Genomic DNA, 21,913 nt, shown 5'->3' with positions numbered 1-21,913 from the left:
AAAATATGCATAGGGAAAAGAGAAGCGGTTCTTTATCAACTTTAGAATTGAGAAGAGATAAATTTGTTGAATTACGTTCAGGTAGCCTAGGAGTCAGGTTGGCCGAGACAGAATCGGAAAAAGATGCAGCCCGAGCTTTACGTTATCGAGTGTTTTATGAAGAGATGGGAGCGATTCCTAACGAGAATATTCGTAATCTTAAAAGAGATTTTGATGAATATGATGAATTTTCAGATTATTTACTGGTAATTGACTATAATAAAATATCTGATCATGAGCGGGTCGTGGGAACCTATCGATTAATTCGAAAGGAAAATGCCGACAAGGCGGGTGGTTTTTACAGTCGTGCAGAATATGATCTTTCCGTATTACAGGAATATCCTGGCAATCTTTTGGAGGTCGGCCGCTCTTGTGTCCATCCGCAATATCGTAATCGATCCGCAATGCAGTTATTGTGGGAGGGAATTGCTGCCTATATTTTTTATTATCGAATAGATATCTTATTTGGTTGTGCCAGTTTCCCGGGAACAGACCCCGATCAATATGCCGAAATCTTAACCTATCTTTATCAAACTCAATTGGCACCCCCAGCTTTGTTAGTCAAGGCTTTGCCAGAGCGTCGTGTGGAAATGTTGCGTGTCGATCCGCATCATTTGGATCATTTTCGTTGCCGATTGGAACTTCCTCCTTTAATTAAGGGTTATTTAAGACTGGGAGGATATGTTGGGGATGGTGCTGTTATCGATCAGCAATTTAATACCACGGATGTTGCAATAATTCTTAAAACTGAACTCATTGCAGATAAATACTATCGTCATTATGAACGTCGTTTGAGAGACGCATTGGAATTTTGAATTATTAATGAAGTTTGAAAATTTATAAACTATTTTATAAAGTTATTTCATATATTAAGAAAATGGATTTTCATTTGGATAAATGGCATGACTTAAAAGGATGGCAAGGAGCATTGTATCTCACAGGTTTGGGAGGAATATCTGCCTTGGCTTTTCCACCCACCTATTTTATATTTATTTTATTTTTTTCATTTCCGTTACTTCTGCATTCAATTGATCGTTCCAAAAATTGGAAATGTGCCCTGATGAAGGGTTACTGGTTTGGTTTTGGTTTGCATACAATCGGATTATCGTGGCTTGTAAATGCTATACTGATACGGGCACAGGACTTTTGGTGGCTTGTTCCAATTGTATCTCCATTATGTGCGATATTACTTGCATTATGGACCGGTTTGCCTACGCTTTTCTATTATTGGATAAAGCCTTCAAAAAAATTGAAAATTTTTGTTTTCGCTGGTTTATGGTCCGTTTGTGATATGTCCAGAGCGGTGATGTTGCCGCCTAATTGGTGGAATCCTGTTTTGACAGGTTTTCCATGGAATCCTTTGGCCAGTACCTGGGAGATCCCTGGCAGGATAGGGGATATTTTTATCCAGACCGTTTCCCTTATTGGGGTGGATGGATTGACATTGATAACGGTTATTCTCGTCTTGCTTCCATTATATGGAAAAAAAGGATGGGTGATTATCGCTGGAACTATTTGTGGTTTGGCTTTGTTTGGTTTTTACCGTTTGGCAGAAAAACCGCCTATTACAGATAATAATACACCCATTGTTGCCTTAATTCAGGGAAATATAGCTGAAGACGACAAGATAGCGAATACAGATCCTCGCCGAATTTTCAAGAAATATATGCAACTTACTTCGGATGCGGTTGTTCAGGCGGTAACCTTGCGTCAAGAATTGGGGCAGTTTGAAAGACCTATCATTTATGCCTGGCCTGAAAGTTCTTTTCCGGGAGGTATTCAATATGATGACGCAGCCAGAAAAGTTATGATGCAAAATAATCCAGATGCTTCTTTCGGTATTATAGGAGCCATCACCCAGCAAGAACCAAATGTTCTTTACAATAGTTTGGTAGTTTTAAGACAACCGGATGGAGCGATTGATCATGTATATAATAAAGTGAAATTGGTACCTTTTGGTGAATCCCAACCTTGGTATATTCCATTTCATGTTGTACCTGGACAGGTTTTAACACCAGGTGAGGGAAATGTCACATTGAATTTATCAAGAGTAAGTTCTTTTGCACCATTAATATGTTATGAAGTTATTTTTTCGGGACAGATTCTTGATTATAGAAATAGACCAAAATGGATATTGAATTTAACAAATGATGCATGGTATGGAAATTCTGCCGGTCCTAGGCAACATCTTGCTGCGGCGAGATTGCGTGCCGTGGAGGAAGGAATTCCAGTTGTACGTGTAGCAAATACGGGAATATCAGCAGTTTATGATTCTTTTGGAAGAAAAATAAGCCAGATTGACTGGGGCGTTAAAGGAATAAGGGCGGTTGCGTTACCAGGAGCTTTGTCCTTTACGTTGTTTTCGTTGGGACATCGTTTTATTCCTTTTTGTTTGTCACTTATTTGTATTTTTACAGGAGTAGCAGGCAAATTCCTCTCGAGGGGGGAAATAATTAACTAAAGGGCTAAAGAACAAGGTTGTATGGATGGAGAATGTTCGTTTAAAGTTGAATTGGTTTAAATTTAACGTTTTTTTACCAAATATACAATCTTTTAAATGGTTATACGCTCCTAAAAAAGAAGCCATTTTTTTCTCATTGCGAACAATCATTGCCTCTTTTCTTGCTTTGGCAATTTCCTTATGGATGGAAATGGACAGCCCCAAATGGGCTGTTATGACGGTATGGATAATTTCTCAAACCTCTCGGGGAGAGACGATAACCAAATCGAAATGGCGTATTGTGGGAACCATAGTCGGAGTTGTTGTTTCGGTTTTGATTGTTGCCGCATTCCCTCAACAACCATTTTTATTTGAAATATGTCTGGCTTGCTGGATAGGGGGCTGCTGTTTTTTTGCAAGCCTAATCCGTAGCTCCAGTTCCTATAGCGTTGTATTGGCAGGATATACCTGTACAATTATCGCTTTTACAGCAAGTTCTGATCCTGAAAATGTATTTATGCTGGCAATGTCCAGGGGTACTTATATCATTTTAGCTGTATTGTGTCAGGATTTAGTTGAACGTATTTTTGCTTATAACCAGGAGAAACAGGCTCGATCTAATATTGAGAAGAATATGTTAATGGCCATAACAGGAGCCCTTAATGTTATCAAGGATGTTTTTAATGGTGATTATCAGGCTGTCTATCGGGTAAGGGAAACCTTTTCTGCTATTGCTGCAACAAGAAATACCCTAGAATTCAGAAAAGCTGAAATGACTGGTAATGATCATATGATTGACCATGTTCATGCCACTTTGTTTTCTGTAGTCATTGTTTTGACTAGATTGATGAATCTAGTGCTTTACATGCGGGAATTCAAAGAGGCAGGAAATGACTTCCATAGTATTTTTTCGCAAGTTCATAATTATGTTCAATCTTTGATTCAATTTATAAATAAGAATATGGATTTTAGAGCGCATATGCAAAAGCTTGCCGATCTTCGTTGGGAATGTCGACAGATTATTGCCAATCATATTTTTCATGATACGGCTTTAAACTATTCAGATCGTGAATCTATTGAAAAACAGTCTTTTCTACATCAAAGAATTTTATATCGGGCTTTAAGTGAATTATTGGGTGAGTTGGAAGTGGTTTTAAGGGAATACAGAATGGTTCACAATCCTCCTTTGCATGACCGTTTTACATTTAGAATGCCTCCACTGCTTAATTTCAGATTGGCCTGGTCGAATGGATTGCGTGTTTTTTTGGTGGTGATTTTGTGTTGTCTGATTTGGGAAGTTACTGCCTGGCCTAATTTTACAAATGCTCTCGGATTTTCCTGTATGATTTGTGGCCGCCTATGCCTTTTTGAAAATAGTTATAAATTTTCATTGGATTTTCTAAAAGGCACAGTTTTGGCCATGATTGTCAGTGGTATTATGAATGTTACTTTAATTGCGTCAGCAAATACGATTGAGTTGCTCTGTATCGCTTTTTTCATTCCAGCTTTTATCGGGGGATTGGCGATTTATAATTTGCCAACCCGTGGTATAGGGATGAGTTTCACAATCTTTTTATCATTGATGCTGGTTGTTGATAATCAGGATAAAATGAACGAACTGACTTTTTTCAATACGGCTTTTGCCACTGTGGCAGTGGCAGCGATTGCTATTTTTTCATTCCGATATATCGCACCATATTCACCAATTCAGGTGCGAAAATCAATTCGTCAAAGAATGATAAAAGATATTCATACCCTGCCAGTTTTATTGACCATTCCTCCGGCAAGAAAATGGCTTGCGGTAACGACGGACTGGTTTGTTTCATTGATGAGGCAGTTTGACCCCGCTAAGGAGCTAACACTGATTAGACGGTATAATCAAGGTGCATTGGCGGTAATGGTTATCGGGATTAATATTATTGAAATGAGAAAAATGATCATTCATGACATTTTACCTGAGGATGTTAAAAATCAATTGCGTGTTGTTATTAGAAGAATAAGTCATTTTAAAGGAGGGCATCATGTCAGGACTGTCTTGATCATTAAAAGTGCTATTCGACGTTTACAGTACAGGGAAAGTCATGAAAAGAACCTTGCACAAAGACTTGAAATCGGTACGGCAATTGCATGTTTAATACCAATACATTATGCATTGGAAAAAAATCTTACATTTTTCAATTTATCATACAGTGATAATTAATATGCCCCAGTTATGATTAATAATTTTAATTATTGAATAGAATAAATAAAATTATTTGAATGGTATAATTTATGTTTATTGTTTCCAATCTTTTATTTTTAATGATTATTACCATAATTTTACTGTTTTACAGTTATATTGTCGGATATCCATTTGCCAGAAAAGTAAATAAATACGGATCTTTTGAATTATCTTTCCCTTTTGGTATCGCTATTTTGGGAATAACTGCATTATGGATCAATAATTTATTTAATATTGGAACATTTCAGGCCATTATAATATTTTTATTTCCTCTGGGTCTGACGTTTTGGATCAATAAACCGAGTATTGAGTGTTATAAAAAAGGTTTTTCTGACAAACCGATTATTATTTTACCTCTGATTTTGTCATTTATAGCAGTATCAGGTGTTTTTATCAAAATAAATGGATCTGATGTTGGGATTTCTACACCCTTATTTGACCATATTAAAATAGCTTTGGTTAATTCAATTGTTAGGGATGGCTTTCCTATAATAAATCCTTTCTGTATTGATCCATCTGCAGGGGAATTGTTTCATTATTATTATCTTTTTTATTTATTGTCAGCAAATATTGTTGTATTTTTCCATTGTTCAGGTTTAAATGCCGATATTATTCTTGCTTTTATTTCTGCATTTATTTCTATATTTACTTGTTTCTATTTATTAAGTGAATTATTTTCGAAATCTATTAATAAAAAAAAAGGTCAATACTTATTCTGTTTCTTTTTATTTTCTGGTTCGATTGTTTCTTTTGTCGATTTATTGACTGGTTATAAACTTTTTAAAATTCTATCAAATGTTCATCCCCTAGAATCATGGATTGTTCAAGCCGCTTGGGTGCCACAACATCTTTTGGCTGCATCATGTTCAGTTTTGGCCTTATTTTTAATTGGCGCAAGAAATTTAAATAATAAAATAATTTTATTTTCAATTATTATTTTGGTTGGTGCCGGATTCAGCTTTTCGGTATGGGTTGGGGGGCTTACATTTGCGGTAACATCATTAATGGTTTTTGTTGAACAAATAGTTGGGAAAAAAAATAAAAAAAATGTGTTAATTAACTGGTTATGGCTGGTTCTGGGGTCTTTTATAATCATTTTACCGATTATGTATAATGTCATTACCGTCCCTGTAAGGGAATCGGGTCTTCCAATACGTATATTTATATATAATTCATCAGTTTATAAACAGTTTATAGATTTTATTTTCTTTTTCACTGGGGCAATGATTTTATGGTTTCCGGTAATAATAATTGGATTATATTGTTTGATATTTGAGATTTTATTAAAAAGAATAAAGATTGATCCATCTTTTAGGGTAATATTATTTATCTGTTTAGGGTCAATTTTTGTTTCTTTATTCATTCACAGTAGTATATATAATGACGATTTGGGTTGGCGTGCAATTTTATTATTTGTTTTGACAGGAACAACGATTGTCACTTTTTATGTCAATGAATATTGTTCCAGTTTCAAAAAAGCAATTTTTATATTCATTGCTCTAATTGGTATTATTGAACCATTAAATTTCAGTAAAATGTTGATATTCGGTGCGGATTATTATAGACCCAGACCAAGTTTAAAAGAATTAAACAAAATAACTCACCGAACCCATAAACAGGACAGATTACTAATTAATATTCATCAAAACGAGACTTTTGAACCATGGGGGGGGAATCTATTGCCACCTGTAATGGTTAACAGAAAATTTTGTTTTCAAAATATTAGCTATGTCAAAACTTTTGGGCCTAACTGGGGTGAAAAGGTTGAATTGATGGATCATGCGATCAGACAGTTTTATAACGGTAAGGCCAATGATAAGGATCTGGCCTTGATTAAACTGTTTCAGTGTAATGCAATAATTGTTACACGTTATGATTCGGTTTGGAGCTATATGCCTTATACAGATTTAACCAGTGTTTATTCTGATAAAAATTTGAGAATTTATAATTTTAATCGGTGAGGGAATATTTTTAAAGTTAAATCATGATGTTTTTTTCCTATTATAACAAAGTCAAGTAAATGTTATCATGGCGTTTATGAATATTTAATTGATGCTATTTGTTCTGATCTCTGATATATCCCTTTTCTAAAGCTGTATATTGAAGATCAGGCATTCAGATGCGTCTTAGCGATTTTACATTACCGTCATTTAGCTGGTTATTTGCCCCACAAAAAACAGCCTTGATATTTGCGCTTAGAACCATCATTGCCTCTTATATTGTATTGGTCATTGCTTTATGGATGGAATTGGATAGTCCGCGTTGGGCAATTATGGCCGTATGGATTGTAGCCCAGAATTCATCCCGTGGGGAAATCCTTTCCAAAGCTTATTGGATTATTACCGGAAATGTCATTGGTATTATCATGGCATTGGTTATTGCGGGCTGTTTTCCACAACAGCCTTTTATTTTTGAAATTTCAGTTGCCATTTGGGTGTCATTTTGTTGCTGGATTGGCAGTTGCACAAGAAATTTCAGGGCTCTGGGTATGGTGATGGCAGGATATAGTTGTGCCATTGTTTTATATGGTGCCGTTGATAATTTAAATAATGTTTTCATGCTCGCAATGGCACGGGGAAGTTATTTTATTTTGGGTATACTCGCAGAAAATTTTACCGCTCGCCTATTTGATCTCAATTTGCATCATCAGGCCCATAGAAAATTGACAGAGGATTTACAATTGTCAATTGAAGAGGCTGTTAAATCCGTTATTAATATGATGAATGGAGATGATTGGGCGGTTCAACGATCAGATCAATTTTTGGCATCCGTTATTTCATTAAATAATAATATTGAGTTTCGTGAAAAGGAGATGCAGGGTACAGGTCATACAGGGGATCATGCCAGGGCTGTATTATCTTCAGTTTTGAGTTTGATTATCAAAGCTTCGGGTTTATCCATTTTAATGAAACAGACAGAAGGGAAAAATTTACAATTTTCAAGCATTTTACCCCTTACACAAATCTATTTGCAGGAACTGCTAAATCATCTTAAGTCGGGTGTTTCCATTGATGCATCCTTAAAAGCTTTGAATTCACTAAGATGGGAATGCCGACAACGTATTGCTGATAGTTTTTACCGTGTATTAAAAGAAAAAAAAATTTCGGATGATGAATATGCAGAAAAAACTTTAAATGATCGTATATTATATCAAGGTTTACGTGAAATTTTGGCAGAATTAGAAGTTACTCTGAAAGAATTTGCTAAAAGTCGAGATATGACCTTGAAAGACCACTTTCGTTTTATTGTCAAAAATAGTTATGATTTCAAAAGGGCTTGGAGAAATGCGATCAGGGCTTTTGTGGCAATAACATTTGGTTGTATTGCCTGGGAAATTACTGGTTGGAGCTACGGTCCGCTTTTTCTTGCCTTTTTATGTATGGGATGTGCACGGTTCTGTATATTTGAGAATGCTTCGCTTGCCTGTAAGGGTTGGTTCAAGGGGGCGTGTTGGGCTATATTTGGCGGATTTATTTATAATTTTCTTTTCTTGCCTGTCATTACGAGTATAGAGGTTCTCTATTTTGTGCTTTTGATCCCGTTCATGATTGGGGGGTTAGCAATGGCGGTGCCAAAATATGCTGCGATCGCTTCGGCATGCATGTTTTTTTTCTGTTATATGATTGGATTTACTAATGTTGGTAGAATGGATGAAATAACCTTTTTTAATGATTCAATGGCTATTTTCATGAGTGGATTATTCGCCTTTACCGCATATCGGTTGGTTTTTCCTTACCAACCTCGTAAATTGAGGTTTCAGTTAAGACAGAAATTGCTGCATGGTATGCATCATTTGGCGAATGCTATTGTTGTTCCATTACCTAGAGAGTGGATTAGTTATGTAATTGAAGCTTTTGTCGTGTTAATGCGTCAGCTTGATGAGGACCGAAATACGACACTGGTGCAAACCTATCGTCATGGAACGATGGCCGTGACATTGATTGGTGTCAATATCATTCGGTTGAGAGCGATGGCTGCCCATGACATCATGACAGAAGATATTAAAAATATTCTAAAAGTTGTTTTAAGACGTATTGCGAAATTTGATGGCCGTCATGCCAAATATGGTCCACATGCAAGAACTGTTGTGATTGCCCATCGTGCCATTTCTAGGTTTCGGGAAAGGGAAAGTCATGAAAAAAATCTGGCAATCCGTATAGAAATCAGTGCCGCTATTTCTTCCCTAATAATTATTTCATATGCCTTGGATAAAAACGGATCTTTCTTACGGTTGTAGCTATTGAACATTACAAAATTGCCAGTAATCTCTTTTCATTTTTCAAAAAAAAGAATAGTTTGGAAACTGTCATCATATTTATGTGATTAAAAAATAAAAAGGTTTTTGTGATTAGGTGATCGGATCCGCCAATGTGCCGTGGTATAAAAAATATTCATGGTCCAGAAAAAATTTCTTAGAAAATTACCGTTGGATTTATGCCCCAGGCTGGTCAGCATTTATTTTTGCCCTTAGAACTACCATTGCTTCTTTTTTGGCATTGGCAATCGCTTTGTGGCTGGAATTGGATAGTCCAAAATGGGCTCCCATGACAGTTTGGGTTTGTGCAAGGAACACATCACGTGGGGAAACGATATCAAAGGCATATTGGCGTGGTGTTGGAACCGTTTTTGGAGCTATTGCCGCTGTTGTTTTTGTTGCGGTTTTTCCTCAACAGCCATGGTTATTTAACATTACAGTTGCCTCGTTTGTCGCCCTTTGTGTTTGGTGTGGAACATGCATGCAGAGTTTCAAGGCGTATGCCATGGTTTTATCAGGTTATACCTGTGCGATAATTGCCTTTAGTTCCATAAACGATCCACATGGAACATTTATGATGGCAATGGCCAGAACCACTTATATTCTTCTCGGGGTTTGGTGTGATAGTTTCGTGGGTCGTTTTTTTGATGTTAATATCGATAAAAATGCTCGGACCCAATTAAACAATAATCTTAAATTTGCAATCTGTGAAACGATTCAGTCTGTTGTCAATATGCTGTCAAAAGATGAAAAGATGGTTTTGCATTCACAGGAATTGCTGACTTCGGTTATAAGTTTTGATAATTCAATTGAATTCAGGCAGATTGAAATGAATGGTAATGATCATACAGGGGATCATGCACATGCGGCTTTATTTTCAGTGACAGCTGTTTTGGCGCGAAGTATGGGTCTATCCATACGAATGCAGCATTTCAAGAATGTAACAGCTGACTTTGCCAGTATCATTCCCAATGTTCAGGAATGTTTAAAAAGAATTTTAGATTCCATTGAAAATGATCATGATTTTAATTTGGACCAATCTTATTTGAATAAACTGAGATGGGAATGTCGACAGCATATTACAGATAGTTTTTACAAGAAAATTGATACTGAAACTCCCGATAAGGGGGCAAAACAGAGGGAAATTGTTTTTAACGACCGTATTCTTTTTCGTAAGTTAAGTGAATTACTGGGTGAGATAGAAGTTACTTTAGAGGAATATCATAAAAGCAGTCATCCTATTAAAAATGATCATTTTAAGTTTCATGTTTCTGCACCTTTAAATTTTGATCTGGCTTGGAAAAATGGTTTGCGAACTTTTGTTGCAATGATATCTGCCAGTTTGATGTGGTATATGACAGGCTGGAATATGGGGGGAACCATGGTCTCTCTGACTGGAATGGGATGTGCACGTTTCTGTTTGTTTGAAAATCCTGCACAAGTTACTTTTGGATGGTTTAAAGGTACATTTTGGGCTTTATTGGCAGGAAGTATTTTGACGCTTTATCTCATTCCACCGTTGGGAAATTTCGAATCTCTTTGTATGGCACTTTTTATTCCTACAATGTTGGGTGGATTGGGAATTGCCAATTTGAAAACGCTTCCTGTATCCGCTTCCTATGCCGCATATTTACCCTATATGTTGCAGCTGGATAACCAGGTCAGGTTGAATGAATCAACATTTTTCAATAATTCCCTAGCTTTGCTAATGGGGATATTTTTCGCGATTGCTTCTTTCCGAATAATATACTCCTATAGTCCTCTTAAAACCCGTTTGCATTTACGGCAAATGCTATTGAAAAAAATGCATGCACTCGCTTCTGTATCTTTTTATAAAAGAAGTCCCCGGATATGGCTTTTTCAAACAGCCGCTTTGTTGGTTAATATGGTACGACAGTTGAGTGGTGAGTCCAATACAAAATTGATTCATGCATATAGCCAGGGTACTGTGGCAGTGATGATGATCGGATTGAATATACTTCGTTTGCACTCCATGATCGATCATGATGTTGTGACTGAAGATATAAAGATCTTATTGAGAATTGTTTTAAGACGTATCTCCAAATATAGCGGTAAATATGGTCGGACAGTCGCGGTTTGTCATGCGGTTGTAAAAAGATTGAGAGAGCGTGAAAAAAGTGAAAAAAATCTCGCCCTTCGTATGGAGATTATTGCCGCCGTATCTTGTTTGACTGTCATTGCTGATTCCTTAGATAAAAACAAGGCTTTTCTGGATGTAACTCATCCTTTCCTGCTAAAAGAGGATAGTGTCATATAAAAGACTTGTAATTAATTAAAAAATTGATAAAAATCATTTTGTTATAAATCACCGGGGTGTCCGTTAGGGGCTGAGAATAAACCCGTAGAACCTGATCTGGGTCATGCCAGCGAAGGGAGGAACTTAATGCGATCAATTTTATTTGCTTTTGTACGTTATCTTTTACTGTTAATTCCTATTTTGGGAAAGCTTCCCTCTATTCAGGCAAAAGATATTCATATCACTCAATCTCAACCAGAAACTCATTCGATAACGCGACACGAAATGCAGTCTGATCCTGGTGAGCAGATTATAGTCAAGGGAACTTTCCGTGGTTATCCTTCTGCCAATGGATATATTGGTAAGCAAGCTGGTGGGGGATTGATTAGACCAGAAGATTCCGTTCGATCCCTTAGTACCGTTTCTTCTGATTTTATTCATAAACAGGCACCCACGTCCAATGTTTACAATCTTATAAGTCTATTGCCAGGTGCAAATGTGTCGGGATCGGACCCTTTCGGACTTGCCACACAAACGGACATGACGGTAAGGGGAATGACTTCTGATTCTATAGGATATGTTCTAGAGGGAATGCCTTTAAATGATGTGTCCGATGGCGGTGGCTATTTGAATCAGTTTGTTGATATGGAAAATCTTGAATCGGTAGGTTTAAGTCAGGGAAGCCCCGATCTTGACAGTCCTGTTTTTAATGCTGCCGGTGGCATTGTCAACATCAAGTTTCGTGAACCATCTGATCATCTGGGTGGAATGAACCAGTTTTCATATGGTTCTTATCATACGGGTAAGATTTTTGCCCGTATGGATACCGGAAAAATTGGCAAAACGGGTATTAAGGGTTTTATTTCCTATTCTTATACGGATGGGGACAATTGGCGTGGAGCCGGATATGACCATCGTCAACATGTTGATTTTAAATTTACCAAAGAATGGGGGAGTGACAATCGGGTTTCATTGCTTGGTAACTGGAACCGCTCTTTGATGAGCAGCTATTATACGCCCACTAAGCATGAATGGAAAATGAACGGAATAAAAAAAGGTAATAATTATTCAGGCACATGGTATCATAATGGAATAGACAATAGTAATTACTGGAAATTATATCAGCAAACCTTTCAGCAAATTTATCTTGCAACTCCTGGACAATTCACGCTGACAGATAAATTGCAATTTACAGTAACTCCCTATTTTCAATATGGTTATGGAAATACGCCATATGGAGCTATGCTTTCCGATCGTGGATTATGGCAGGGTAATCTTCCTGTGGAAGGGAGCATTTCCATTCCAGGGGCTGTTGACGGTCAGGGAATGGTTATGGGAGATTGGTTCCAGCGAACTTATCGTTCAGGTTTTACTCCAGAATTACATTTAAGATTAAAACATCATCATTTATACTTGGGATATTGGTATGATTATTCAGACAACTTGATAAATGAACCTTTTACGCCAGTATCAGAAAATGGCAAACCATGGGACTTGTGGGGGGGGAAAGGCAAGACGATCCGTTTACCAGACGGTCAACCACTTTATGCAAGGGATACAAGTATAATTACGCAAGTAAATGCGGTATTTATCGGGGATCGCATGAATTTTCTTCATAACAAACTGCATATTGATGTGGGATTTAAGCAAGTTATGTTATCACAGGCTGGATATAATCGTATTCCAGGACCTCAATATCGTACCGGTAACAATGTTGCCAAACCATTGCCCAGAATTGGCATGGTTTATCAATTTACAAAAGAACACCAGCTTTTTGTCAGCGCAAGTACAAATTTTTCTGTTCCCCATCAATCAACGTTGTTTGATACCTATGATCCAAATTCTGGAACATTGACAAAGAAGGGGACAAATCATTTGAAAACAGAATATTCTATTGAGGAAGAGATTGGCTATCGCTATAATGGTCCACGATTGGTTGGTTCGGTTACATTTTTTAACTATAATTATACCAATCGCATGATCAAAACAGTTTTACGACAAAACAATGCCTGGATAGGATCTTCAATTAATGCGGGTGGACAGACTTCACGTGGAATAGATGCTGAATTAGGATTGAAACCCTGGCATCATTTTAGTCCCTATATATCAGGGGAGTATTTAAATGCAACCATGGATAATGATTTTAAAACACGTGGAGATTATTTGCCTACCAGGGGAAAAAAAGCGGTAAGAAGTCCATCCTGGCAGTTTGCAATAGGGCTAACCTATGATGATGGACATTTTTTTGCCAATGGAAATATGAAAATGGTAGGCAAGCAATATGCCACCTTCATGAATGATGAAGCAATGGGTTCTTATGCAACTGGCAATCTTGCACTTGGATACCGTTTTGATTCTATTTCTTTTGCAAAATATCCAGAAATCAGGCTTAATTTTATAAATATAACTGATCAAAAACATCTGTCAGGAATAGGTACTCCAACATCGAATGCTCATAATACGGTTGGAAAAAATGGGACTGTAATCAAGGGTTCATCACCTTATTATAATATTGGTGGAGGATTTGCCACAATGTTAACGCTAACGTCCGCTTTATGAAAGTCAGGATGGTGATGAGAATTTCAAGAATATTTATCTTTTTTGCGATTTTGTGTTTCATTTCCCAGGTAAAGGCAGAGGATAAAGTCACCGTAATTTTGGACTGGTTTCTCAATGCAAGTCATGAATCTTTGCTGGCTGCTCAATATAGTGGAGCTTTCAAACGTTACAATCTCCAGGTTGAGATGATCTCACCCGCTGATCCTGGTACACCACCAAGATTGGTTGCTGCGGGACAGGCAGATATTGCGATCTCCTATCCTATTCAATTGGGCATGATGATTGACCATCATATTCCGTTAATACGAATTGGATCTCTTTTAAATCAGCCCTTAAATACATTGATTACCTCGCGGAATATCAAGACCTTACAAGATTTAAAAGGAAAAAAAATCGGTGTTTCCGTTGCTGGGGATGATCATACGATTTTGAAAACAATGTTGGAAAAGACAAACGTTCAGTTATCCGATGTACAGATCATCAACGTTAATTTTCAGCTAGAACAAGCATTAATGACTGGGGCAGTTGACGCAGTTATCGGTGCATCACGGAACTATGAAGTGATTGATCTTGAACAGAAGCATTATCAATTCAATATTTATAATCCAGAAGATTATGGTGTTCCAATTTATGATGAAATGATTTTTGTAACTCGTCCTGAACTTGTAAAAGATTCACGAATTATCCGTTTCATGCAGGCCTTAAAAGAGGGGAATGTATATTTGAAAAGCCATTCTCTAGAAGTGTTTAACAAGACAATTAAAGATCATCCTGAATTGAATACGCCCTTAAATAAAACCGCTTGGAATGTGACCTTAAATTTATTACCGACAGATCCAGTTATCTATGATAAAGCAAAATATCAACAATTTCTTGATTTTTTGTGGAATAAAAAGGTTATCAAGCATCCTGTACAAATTTCATCATTTGCAGCTTATTGATAAATGGCAATAATCTTAATAATTTTTTAAATATATTGAAAGTAACATGGAAGTCAAATAATATCAAAATTATAATAAAATTTATTTAAGTTCGAAATTTTAGAAAGATTATTATGCAGGGTCAATTACTAAATTATATAATGCAAGATAATAAAGGCTATATTGTTGGAGATAATGGTCAACGTTACCAATTTTCTGGAAATGAATGGAAAGAAAATCGTATTCCAACCAAAGGGGAGCGTCTAGATTTTGAGGTTGATGCCTCAGGACAAGCTAAATCAGTTTTCTTTGCTCTTGATAGTCAGAATGGTTCAAGTCATGAACAAAATAGTGATCAATTCGATCCAAACATGCATGAATTATATCAAACAGAGTCAACTTATAATATGTTTCAATGGTTCTGGAAATGCTTAAGAAATTTTTTTAATTTTTCTGGAAGGGCAAGAAGAAAAGAATATTGGTTTTATATGTTGATTTTGTTTTTATTAACTATTTTTATTAATGTTTTTGTACTTCTGGTTGTTGGTTTTATGGTTGGAAATCTTGATGACTATACAATGAGCATATTGACAAATATTACAAGTTCATTACTAGTCATTGTTTTTATAATTCCCTCATTCGCAGTAACCGTTCGACGTATGCATGATATAAATCATTCGGGTTGGTGGCTTCTAATAAGTTTTGTTCCCATGATTGGTTCAATATTATTTCTAATATGGATGTTGAAAAATACCAAATTTGAAAGAAACAAATGGGGATCACCTGCTAAATCCAGATAGATGATAATTTTTATGAAATTTATATAATCATTAAATTTGGTATAAAATTTGAAATTCATATACTATTACGGTTAAAATCCGTAATAGTATAATTTAAAAAATCATATAGTGTTTAAAATAATTTTAAACTAGAGGCAGATAACTTCACATTGTTGCATTTCAGAAAATAAAGGCTCTTTGTGTAGAAGACAATGATCAATGTTACAAATTTCTGGGAAAAAAATAGTAAGAAAATTATCATCCAGCCAAAAGGGAAATGTCTTGATATTGGTATTGGCACTTTGGAACAAGCATATTTGTTTTCTTGTTTCTATTGAAAAATCCTAATGGTTCAAATAATTAAGTCGGTTAGTGAACAGTTAAATCAAGTATAATTGCATCCATTATATCAAACATGTTCCAGTTTTTTGGAAAGATTTGATAAATTTTGTGAATTATTAAGGTAGAAATGACCAAAAAAAATCGGTATTATGTTTCATTTCAGGATTTATTGTTAACCATTATTTTTTTAAATATATTATTTTTTAAGATTTTCATAATAATTTTTTAGGCAGTTTTGTGTTGACAAATCTTGCTGTAAGTTTTTATCGCTTGTATTATATTAATTGTTCCGGAAAATGATTGTTGATTTGTCCGACTGATAAATGTTTTATTATCATTATTATTTGAAATGCAAATGAATACATAATACCGGATTGATCAGTAAGGATCTTCTGCCTAAATTTTCTATACTTAAGATATATCTTGAATTAGGGATTATATTAGAAGGCAGTGATAAAACTGCCTTAGGAATTTTGATTAATGAGTTAAACTATGATGATAGGATAATTTTGCCATAGCACAGGAAACAAGACGACTATCCAAACTGCTGGCACGACTGGTTAAAATGATTGGGGCTTTCGCACCTAGTACTATTCCAGCACTGTCTGCCTTTCCAATGAATGATAGAGATTTGAAAAAAATGTTTCCTGCCTCTAGATTGGGAACAACCAGAATTTGGGCCTTTCCAGTTACGGGTGTATCAAGACCTTTCATCGCCGCTGCCTCAGGGCTGATGGCATTATCTAATGCAAGGGGTCCATCAAGAATACCATTAACAATTTGTTTTCGATCTGCCATTTTGCACAAGGCTGCGGCTTCAAGAGTAGAACTAATATCTGGATTTACCATTTCTACGGCTGAAAGAATTGCAACCTTGGGAACACCATATCCTAAAGCATGATGCAGATCTATGGCATTTTGAATAATATGCATTTTAGTGACAAGATCCGGGGCAATATTAATGGCGGCATCTGTAATCATGTAAGGGGTATGCCAATTGGGACCATCCATTAGGAAAACATGGGTAATGCGTTTACCTGTTCTTAAACCGGCCTCTTTATTGATTACAGCTTTCAAGAGAATGTCCGTATGCAGACTGCCTTTCATCAATAAATGCGCTTTTTGCTCGCGAATTAATTTTACACTATGTGTGGCGGCCTCAGATTCTGAAGATGCCTCAATAATTTGATGGTTTTTCAGATCCAATCTATATTGTTCGGCGATAAGCTTGATTTGTTTTTTGGGACCAACAAAAATTGGGGTGAATAAACCAAGTTTAAAGGCTTCAAGTCCTGATTCGATAGCGGTTGCTTCGCATGGATAACATACAGCACAATAAGGTGGGGATTTATCCTTTGCTTTTTCAATAATTTTTTGATGATGGTTATACATGGATCAATTTTTTCCTTTCTTTTTTATTTGTATGTGCCCCCCCAATCGTGACAGTGCGTTTTGCAGGGGACCAGGCGGTAATATCGGAATTTCTACAGGTTCCACCAAAGATGAATGATTTATAGATTTTGTCAAAGGGTAAGTGTTGTATCGTTGGTAAACAAATTTTAAACGAGCCACAATTTTCTGGCCAAAATAAAGATTGATTTTTTCAATAAGACGTTCAGAAAAATATTGAAGTTCGGTTGCTGTTGTATTAGAACATGCAATTGTTAACGTCCCGTTGGCTAGATGACGTGGAGATGTTCTATTGCCGTATATAGGGCCGATAATATCGACCCAATTAATGCTGATCTGGCTGTGGGCAAGGGATTTTTGGCGAAAAGCCTGTTTCGTAAGGCTATGAACAGTACCGCCAATTTGACTCATTGTAAAGGTGCGCCTGTCAGGATGTCGAGAATTCTGTTCTTTTGAAGTTTGTGATAAATTGCGTTTTTTTTGGTTTTGTTTGGGAATATTTGTCATTTTATGTCAAAACAGGGTTTTTGTGCGCAGTCATTATTAGAATGGTATGATCATAATCGGCGAGATCTTCCTTGGCGAGCAAAAAAAGATGAAAAACCAAATCCTTATTATGTGCTGTTAAGTGAAATTATGCTTCAGCAAACACAAGTTGCAACGGTTATTCCATATTTTTACCGTTTTATAGAACATTTTCCAACTATTAATATTCTGGCAAATGCAGATCGTGATACGGTCATGTCACTATGGACTGGACTGGGATATTATAGTCGAGCCAGGAATTTGCACCGTTGTGCTCAGGAAATTATGCGTAAAAATGGCGAAGTTCCTGACACGGTCAAGGAACTAAAGGCTTTATCAGGTGTTGGAAATTACACAGCGGCAGCGATAGCATCAATTGCCTATAATGTTCCTGTAGTGCCAATTGATGGTAATGTCGAACGTCTGACAGCACGTTTATTTACTATCGACGCAGAGTTACCAAAAGCAAAAAAATATCTTGATGAAAAAGCTGGTCATTTAAATGATGATCTTATAGCTAAACAAAGAGCCGGTGATTTTTCCCAAGCGTTATTTGATGTGGGAGCAACAATTTGCAAACCAAAAAAACCTTCCTGTTTATCATGCCCTTTGTCTAGACAATGTTTGGGATATAAAAAGGGAATAGCTGAAACATTGCCAAGAAAGGTTGTAAAATCTTTAAGACCTGTAAGATATGGAATTGCTTTTTTTATTCAGGATCGGGAAGGCAGGATTTTATTTAGGAAACGTCCAGCAAAGGGATTGCTGGGTGGAACCTTGGAATTGCCAGGCACTCAATGGGATTTAAAGCCAATATCACTGGATAATGCAAAAGAAAGCGTTGGGGTGAAAGGATTATTTGAGGACAAAGGTTGCATTAAACATGTTTTTACACATTTTGTGCTTAAATTAAGACTTTATAAAAGAATAGAAAAAATTGATTTATCGTTTAGAAATCGAGATGAGTTATGGTATGATTTCGATGACATACAATTTCTTCCATTTTCTTCATTGATGAAAAAACTTGTTCAACTGGGCTTTGATTGATACATAAATACAGGTGGTTTTAAATATGCAAACTGTCGTAAGCCCGAAAAAAATTGGGATTTTATTGGTTAATCTGGGAACACCGGAAGCAGCGTCTTATGGCGCAATACGACGTTATTTATCAGAGTTTCTCTCGGATCGACGTGTTATAGAAATGAATCCTTTGATTTGGCAACCTATTTTACAGGGGATCATTCTAACAGTTCGACCATTCCGGATTGTAAAACCTTACCGAATGATTTGGGATAACCAAGAAAATAAAAGTCCATTAAGTGTGATTACAGAACGTCAAATTCAAAAGTTGCAATCACGGTTCAAGAACAAACCTGTATTAATTGATTGGGCAATGTCATATGGAAAACCATCCATTGAGCAAAAAATCAGTCATTTCTTAAAAAAACAATTTTATCATTTATTTCTCTTGCCCTTATACCCGCAATACAGTGCGACAACCACGGCAAGTGTCAATGATAAGCTATTTAGAATTTTGCAGAAATATCGCAAACAACCTGCAATACGCACGATGTTTTCGTTTGCGGATCATCCAGTTTATATTCAAGCTTTATATAAACAAATTGAAACGACCTTAAACTCATTATCCGAACAACCCGAACGTATAATTTTATCTTTTCATGGTCTGCCGCAAACCTATGTCGATAGAGGGGACCCCTATGAACAGGAATGTCAAAAGACCGCCACGGCATTGCGAAAAATGATGAATAAAGATGAGCGGTATATGCCGTTGGTTTATCAGTCCCGTTTTGGGCCCGGCAAGTGGCTAGAACCTAATATTACTGATGTTATTAAAAAACTTGTCACGGAAGGTGTAAGAAATATAGCGGTTATGGCGCCTGGTTTTATAACAGATTGTCTTGAGACAATTGAAGAAATCGGTCATCAATATAAAGCTTTATTTTTAAAAGAAGGAGGTAAAAAATTCATTTATATTCCCTGTCTAAACGATGGGGAAATAGGAATTGATATGCTTGAGGGCTTGATTAATGAAGAATTGCGGGGGTGGATTTAAATATCTGATTATTTTGATGAAATATTGAAATAAATGATTTTAGCTTAAGGAATGAGAAAGATTATGCAAAATATATATAGAATACACAATAAATTTTATTATTTGTTTATTATAGGTTTCAGTTTTATTTTACCATCAACAAATGTTTCGGCTTTGGTTGAGCATCAGAAAACCTCTATAAAAACTATTTCTTCAATTGTATCTCACCCTAACAAATCAGATAACGACAATCCTGTTATAGATTCAATTTTATTAACCGGAAATAAAAAAATAAGTTCTGAAAAATTATTACATGTTATTCCACTTCATCAAAGAAGTAATGTAAATGAAACAAAAATAATGCAATCAATGTTTAAAATTGCGAAAGAATATAAAAAAGCAAATATAAAAGTAACAATAACCCCAATTATTGGTAAGGTTATTAATAATCATACATCTATTCAATTTGATATTCACGAAAAATAATATTAAAATTGATTGAATTCATTTGTATCTTGGGAAATTCGTTCTTCAATTGTTTTTTTGGTTTTTAATGTGGAGCCGATAATTTTCAATATAAATAAAATCAACAGGCCAATGATAATGTCAATAATAATCATAGTGCCAAAAATACCCATAATCTTCCTCCTTTAAAAATTCTAATTTATTATATGTTGAAATGGTTTGATTGTTAATGCCTTATTTATATTTAACAATGGCTATCTGTATTGAAATTATTGCGACAAGCAGTTTAAAAGCATCAAATGGTTTTACAAATTTGGGATTTACGATTGTTTCGCTGATAGGATATGCCATATCATTTTATTCATTATCGATCGCATTAAGGATCATTCCTGTTGGAATAGCCTATGCAATTTGGTCTGGGGTGGGAACAGTAGGAATTTGCATGATTGGATGGGTGATTTATCAACAAAAATTAACTATGACTTCAATTATGGGAATATTATTTATAATTATAGGAGTTTTGATTATTAATTTAGGACAAAATTCTCATTAGGAATTAATTGGAAGCGTTGATCCCATTTAATGATTATAGAATAAACGCCCCAATTTATTTTATCGGCTTGGTGGAGCCATAAAAGAAGGTTCTATATTTTTCTTAATATGTTTGGCAAGAATTTCATCAAGTTTTTTATAGTCCTCTTTTGTCAATTGCCAGCCCAAGGCATCTTGAACACCATTTATCTGTTGGGGTTTTCTAGCTCCCCAAAGTGCAATATTGCCTTTATAACGATCAATGACCCAGCGAACAGCCAAGGCTAGCAAACTTTTATTGTAGTTTTTTTGTGCATATTCTTCCAAATCTCTAGTCGCTGCCAAATAATGTTCGAAAAGGGGTGGTTGAAATTTAGGATCAGATTTTCTCAAATCATCCCCCGTGAATTTAGTGTCTTTGTTCATTTTTCCACTTAACAAGCCACGGCAAATTGAACCGTAACAAAGGGTGGCTAATTTATGTTTTTCTGCGCAAGGAAGAATATCATTCTCGATACTTCTTTCGAACATGTTATATGGAGGTTGAATAGCGGCCAAATCGGCATATTGGCTGAATTCTTCAATTTGTTTGGTTGAAAAATTGCTGACACCGATTGCTTTGATCTTGCCATCTTTTCTCAATTTTTCCATAGCCTGTGCCGTTTCTTTAATCGGGGTTTTATCATCTGGCCAATGAATTTGATAAAGGTCAATATAGTCTGTATTCAGTCTGCGTAAAGAATCCTCAATTTCTTTTTGAATACGTTTCGGGCTGGAATCTCTAAACATTTTACCAGAATTATCCCAATTTAATCCGACTTTAGTGGCCAATACAATATTATCTCTTTTCCCTTTTAAGGCTTTACCTACGACTTCTTCTGCATGGCCAAAACCATAAACTGGCGCTGTATCAATCATATTGATACCATTGTCTAGTGCTGCATGAATGGTTTTGATAGCATTGTCGTCATCGGGTCCTCCCCATGATGATCCGCCGATTGCCCATGTTCCTAGAGCAATTCGAACGATTGTTTTATCAATATTGTGGATTTTGATTGTGTCATGTTGATTAGTCATGATCCCTCCTTATAAGACTTAAATATTTATATCAATAATA

The 21,913-nt window shown here is 35.9% G+C and carries 17 protein-coding genes and 1 riboswitch; of the genes, 13 read left to right on the top strand and 4 right to left on the bottom strand.

Annotated elements, in window-relative coordinates; all coding sequences use genetic code 11:
- Positions 1–5: 5 nt before the first annotated feature.
- The 9 genes from H3T46_RS07985 (at position 6) to H3T46_RS07945 (ending at position 15,491) form a co-directional block, all read left to right on the top strand.
- Positions 6–854 carry a GNAT family N-acetyltransferase gene (locus H3T46_RS07985; protein WP_155566490.1) on the top strand — a complete coding sequence of 283 codons (849 nt, stop codon included), beginning with the start codon at positions 6–8 and terminating at the stop codon, positions 852–854.
- A 62-nt stretch (positions 855–916) separates the two neighbouring features.
- Entirely contained in the window at positions 917–2,500 is a 1,584-nt protein-coding gene (lnt, locus tag H3T46_RS07980; protein ID WP_198196990.1) for an apolipoprotein N-acyltransferase, read from the top strand.
- Positions 2,501–2,525: 25 nt separating this feature from the next.
- A complete protein-coding gene (locus H3T46_RS07975) occupies positions 2,526–4,679 on the top strand; it encodes an FUSC family protein (protein ID WP_198196991.1) in 2,154 nt (717 codons plus the stop codon).
- Positions 4,680–4,750: 71 nt separating this feature from the next.
- Positions 4,751–6,661 (top strand): hypothetical protein, encoded by a 1,911-nt coding sequence (locus H3T46_RS07970; RefSeq protein WP_198196992.1) that lies wholly within the window; start codon positions 4,751–4,753, stop codon positions 6,659–6,661.
- Positions 6,662–6,819: 158 nt separating this feature from the next.
- A complete protein-coding gene (locus tag H3T46_RS07965) occupies positions 6,820–8,937 on the top strand; it encodes an FUSC family protein (protein ID WP_155571710.1) in 2,118 nt (705 codons plus the stop codon).
- Positions 8,938–9,052: 115 nt separating this feature from the next.
- Complete coding sequence (locus tag H3T46_RS07960) at positions 9,053–11,233, top strand: FUSC family protein (protein ID WP_198196993.1); 2,181 nt, start codon at positions 9,053–9,055, stop codon at positions 11,231–11,233.
- A gap of 42 nt (positions 11,234–11,275) precedes the next feature.
- A riboswitch (TPP riboswitch) is annotated at positions 11,276–11,368 on the top strand.
- Positions 11,360–13,771: a TonB-dependent receptor gene (locus H3T46_RS07955; protein WP_198196994.1), complete on the top strand. Its 2,412-nt coding sequence runs from the start codon at positions 11,360–11,362 to the stop codon at positions 13,769–13,771. Its footprint overlaps the riboswitch before it by 9 nt.
- A 14-nt stretch (positions 13,772–13,785) precedes the next feature.
- Positions 13,786–14,712, top strand: coding sequence for an ABC transporter substrate-binding protein (locus H3T46_RS07950; RefSeq protein ID WP_230873028.1), 927 nt, complete (start codon positions 13,786–13,788; stop codon positions 14,710–14,712).
- Between the two features lie 113 nt (positions 14,713–14,825).
- Positions 14,826–15,491, top strand: coding sequence for a DUF805 domain-containing protein (locus H3T46_RS07945; RefSeq protein WP_198196995.1), 666 nt, complete (start codon positions 14,826–14,828; stop codon positions 15,489–15,491).
- Positions 15,492–16,289: 798 nt separating this feature from the next.
- On the opposite strand, the gene H3T46_RS07940 is transcribed toward H3T46_RS07945, so the two are convergent.
- Both H3T46_RS07940 and H3T46_RS07935 read right to left on the bottom strand, forming a co-directional pair.
- On the bottom strand, positions 16,290–17,204 hold the full coding sequence (locus H3T46_RS07940; protein ID WP_198196996.1) for a bifunctional enoyl-CoA hydratase/phosphate acetyltransferase: 915 nt from the start codon (positions 17,202–17,204) through the stop codon (positions 16,290–16,292).
- 3 nt (positions 17,205–17,207) lie between these two features.
- The gene (locus H3T46_RS07935) at positions 17,208–17,729 is read right to left on the bottom strand and encodes a DUF721 domain-containing protein (RefSeq protein ID WP_155565106.1); all 522 of its coding nucleotides are present in this window, start codon (positions 17,727–17,729) and stop codon (positions 17,208–17,210) included.
- A 3-nt stretch (positions 17,730–17,732) separates the two neighbouring features.
- On the opposite strand from H3T46_RS07935, the gene mutY reads away from it, so the two are divergent.
- From mutY to H3T46_RS07920, 3 genes are all read left to right on the top strand, one after another.
- Positions 17,733–18,794, top strand: coding sequence for an A/G-specific adenine glycosylase (gene mutY, locus H3T46_RS07930; RefSeq protein WP_198196997.1), 1,062 nt, complete (start codon positions 17,733–17,735; stop codon positions 18,792–18,794).
- 25 nt (positions 18,795–18,819) lie between these two features.
- Positions 18,820–19,821, top strand: a complete 1,002-nt coding sequence (gene hemH / locus H3T46_RS07925) for a ferrochelatase (RefSeq protein ID WP_122123248.1) — start codon at positions 18,820–18,822, stop codon at positions 19,819–19,821.
- A gap of 63 nt (positions 19,822–19,884) precedes the next feature.
- On the top strand, positions 19,885–20,286 hold the full coding sequence (locus H3T46_RS07920) for a POTRA domain-containing protein (protein WP_198196998.1): 402 nt from the start codon (positions 19,885–19,887) through the stop codon (positions 20,284–20,286).
- Positions 20,287–20,288: 2 nt separating this feature from the next.
- On the opposite strand, the gene H3T46_RS07915 is transcribed toward H3T46_RS07920, so the two are convergent.
- Positions 20,289–20,438: a hypothetical protein gene (locus H3T46_RS07915; protein ID WP_155580137.1), complete on the bottom strand. Its 150-nt coding sequence runs from the start codon at positions 20,436–20,438 to the stop codon at positions 20,289–20,291.
- 56 nt (positions 20,439–20,494) lie between these two features.
- Here H3T46_RS07915 and H3T46_RS07910 point away from each other — a divergent pair, with 56 nt between their 5' ends.
- Positions 20,495–20,818 (top strand): multidrug efflux SMR transporter, encoded by a 324-nt coding sequence (locus H3T46_RS07910; RefSeq protein WP_110438663.1) that lies wholly within the window; start codon positions 20,495–20,497, stop codon positions 20,816–20,818.
- Positions 20,819–20,877: 59 nt separating this feature from the next.
- Here the strand turns inward: H3T46_RS07910 and H3T46_RS07905 are convergent, their stop codons facing one another.
- On the bottom strand, positions 20,878–21,873 hold the full coding sequence (locus H3T46_RS07905) for an aldo/keto reductase (protein WP_198196999.1): 996 nt from the start codon (positions 21,871–21,873) through the stop codon (positions 20,878–20,880).
- Between the last annotated feature and the right edge of the window lie 40 nt (positions 21,874–21,913).

It is taken from the genome of Commensalibacter sp. M0133, from assembly GCF_016101485.1.
GTDB lineage: Bacteria > Pseudomonadota > Alphaproteobacteria > Acetobacterales > Acetobacteraceae > Commensalibacter > Commensalibacter melissae.
Note: the sequence above shows the minus strand (reverse complement) of the source record. Positions and strands in the feature narration are given on the sequence as shown.

Excerpts from the sequence above, each read along its gene's own strand:
- H3T46_RS07985 (WP_155566490.1), top strand. The coding sequence starts at position 6 with ATGCATAGGGAAAAGAGAAGCGGTTCTTTATCAACTTTAGAATTGAGA.
- lnt (WP_198196990.1), top strand. The coding sequence starts at position 917 with ATGGATTTTCATTTGGATAAATGGCATGACTTAAAAGGATGGCAAGGA.
- H3T46_RS07975 (WP_198196991.1), top strand. The coding sequence starts at position 2,526 with ATGGAGAATGTTCGTTTAAAGTTGAATTGGTTTAAATTTAACGTTTTT.
- H3T46_RS07970 (WP_198196992.1), top strand. The coding sequence starts at position 4,751 with ATGTTTATTGTTTCCAATCTTTTATTTTTAATGATTATTACCATAATT.
- H3T46_RS07965 (WP_155571710.1), top strand. The coding sequence starts at position 6,820 with ATGCGTCTTAGCGATTTTACATTACCGTCATTTAGCTGGTTATTTGCC.
- H3T46_RS07955 (WP_198196994.1), top strand. The coding sequence starts at position 11,360 with ATGCGATCAATTTTATTTGCTTTTGTACGTTATCTTTTACTGTTAATT.
- H3T46_RS07950 (WP_230873028.1), top strand. The coding sequence starts at position 13,786 with ATGAGAATTTCAAGAATATTTATCTTTTTTGCGATTTTGTGTTTCATT.
- H3T46_RS07945 (WP_198196995.1), top strand. The coding sequence starts at position 14,826 with ATGCAGGGTCAATTACTAAATTATATAATGCAAGATAATAAAGGCTAT.
- H3T46_RS07940 (WP_198196996.1), bottom strand. The coding sequence starts at position 17,204 with ATGTATAACCATCATCAAAAAATTATTGAAAAAGCAAAGGATAAATCC.
- H3T46_RS07935 (WP_155565106.1), bottom strand. The coding sequence starts at position 17,729 with ATGACAAATATTCCCAAACAAAACCAAAAAAAACGCAATTTATCACAA.
- mutY (WP_198196997.1), top strand. The coding sequence starts at position 17,733 with ATGTCAAAACAGGGTTTTTGTGCGCAGTCATTATTAGAATGGTATGAT.
- hemH (WP_122123248.1), top strand. The coding sequence starts at position 18,820 with ATGCAAACTGTCGTAAGCCCGAAAAAAATTGGGATTTTATTGGTTAAT.
- H3T46_RS07920 (WP_198196998.1), top strand. The coding sequence starts at position 19,885 with ATGCAAAATATATATAGAATACACAATAAATTTTATTATTTGTTTATT.
- H3T46_RS07915 (WP_155580137.1), bottom strand. The coding sequence starts at position 20,438 with ATGGGTATTTTTGGCACTATGATTATTATTGACATTATCATTGGCCTG.
- H3T46_RS07910 (WP_110438663.1), top strand. The coding sequence starts at position 20,495 with ATGCCTTATTTATATTTAACAATGGCTATCTGTATTGAAATTATTGCG.
- H3T46_RS07905 (WP_198196999.1), bottom strand. The coding sequence starts at position 21,873 with ATGACTAATCAACATGACACAATCAAAATCCACAATATTGATAAAACA.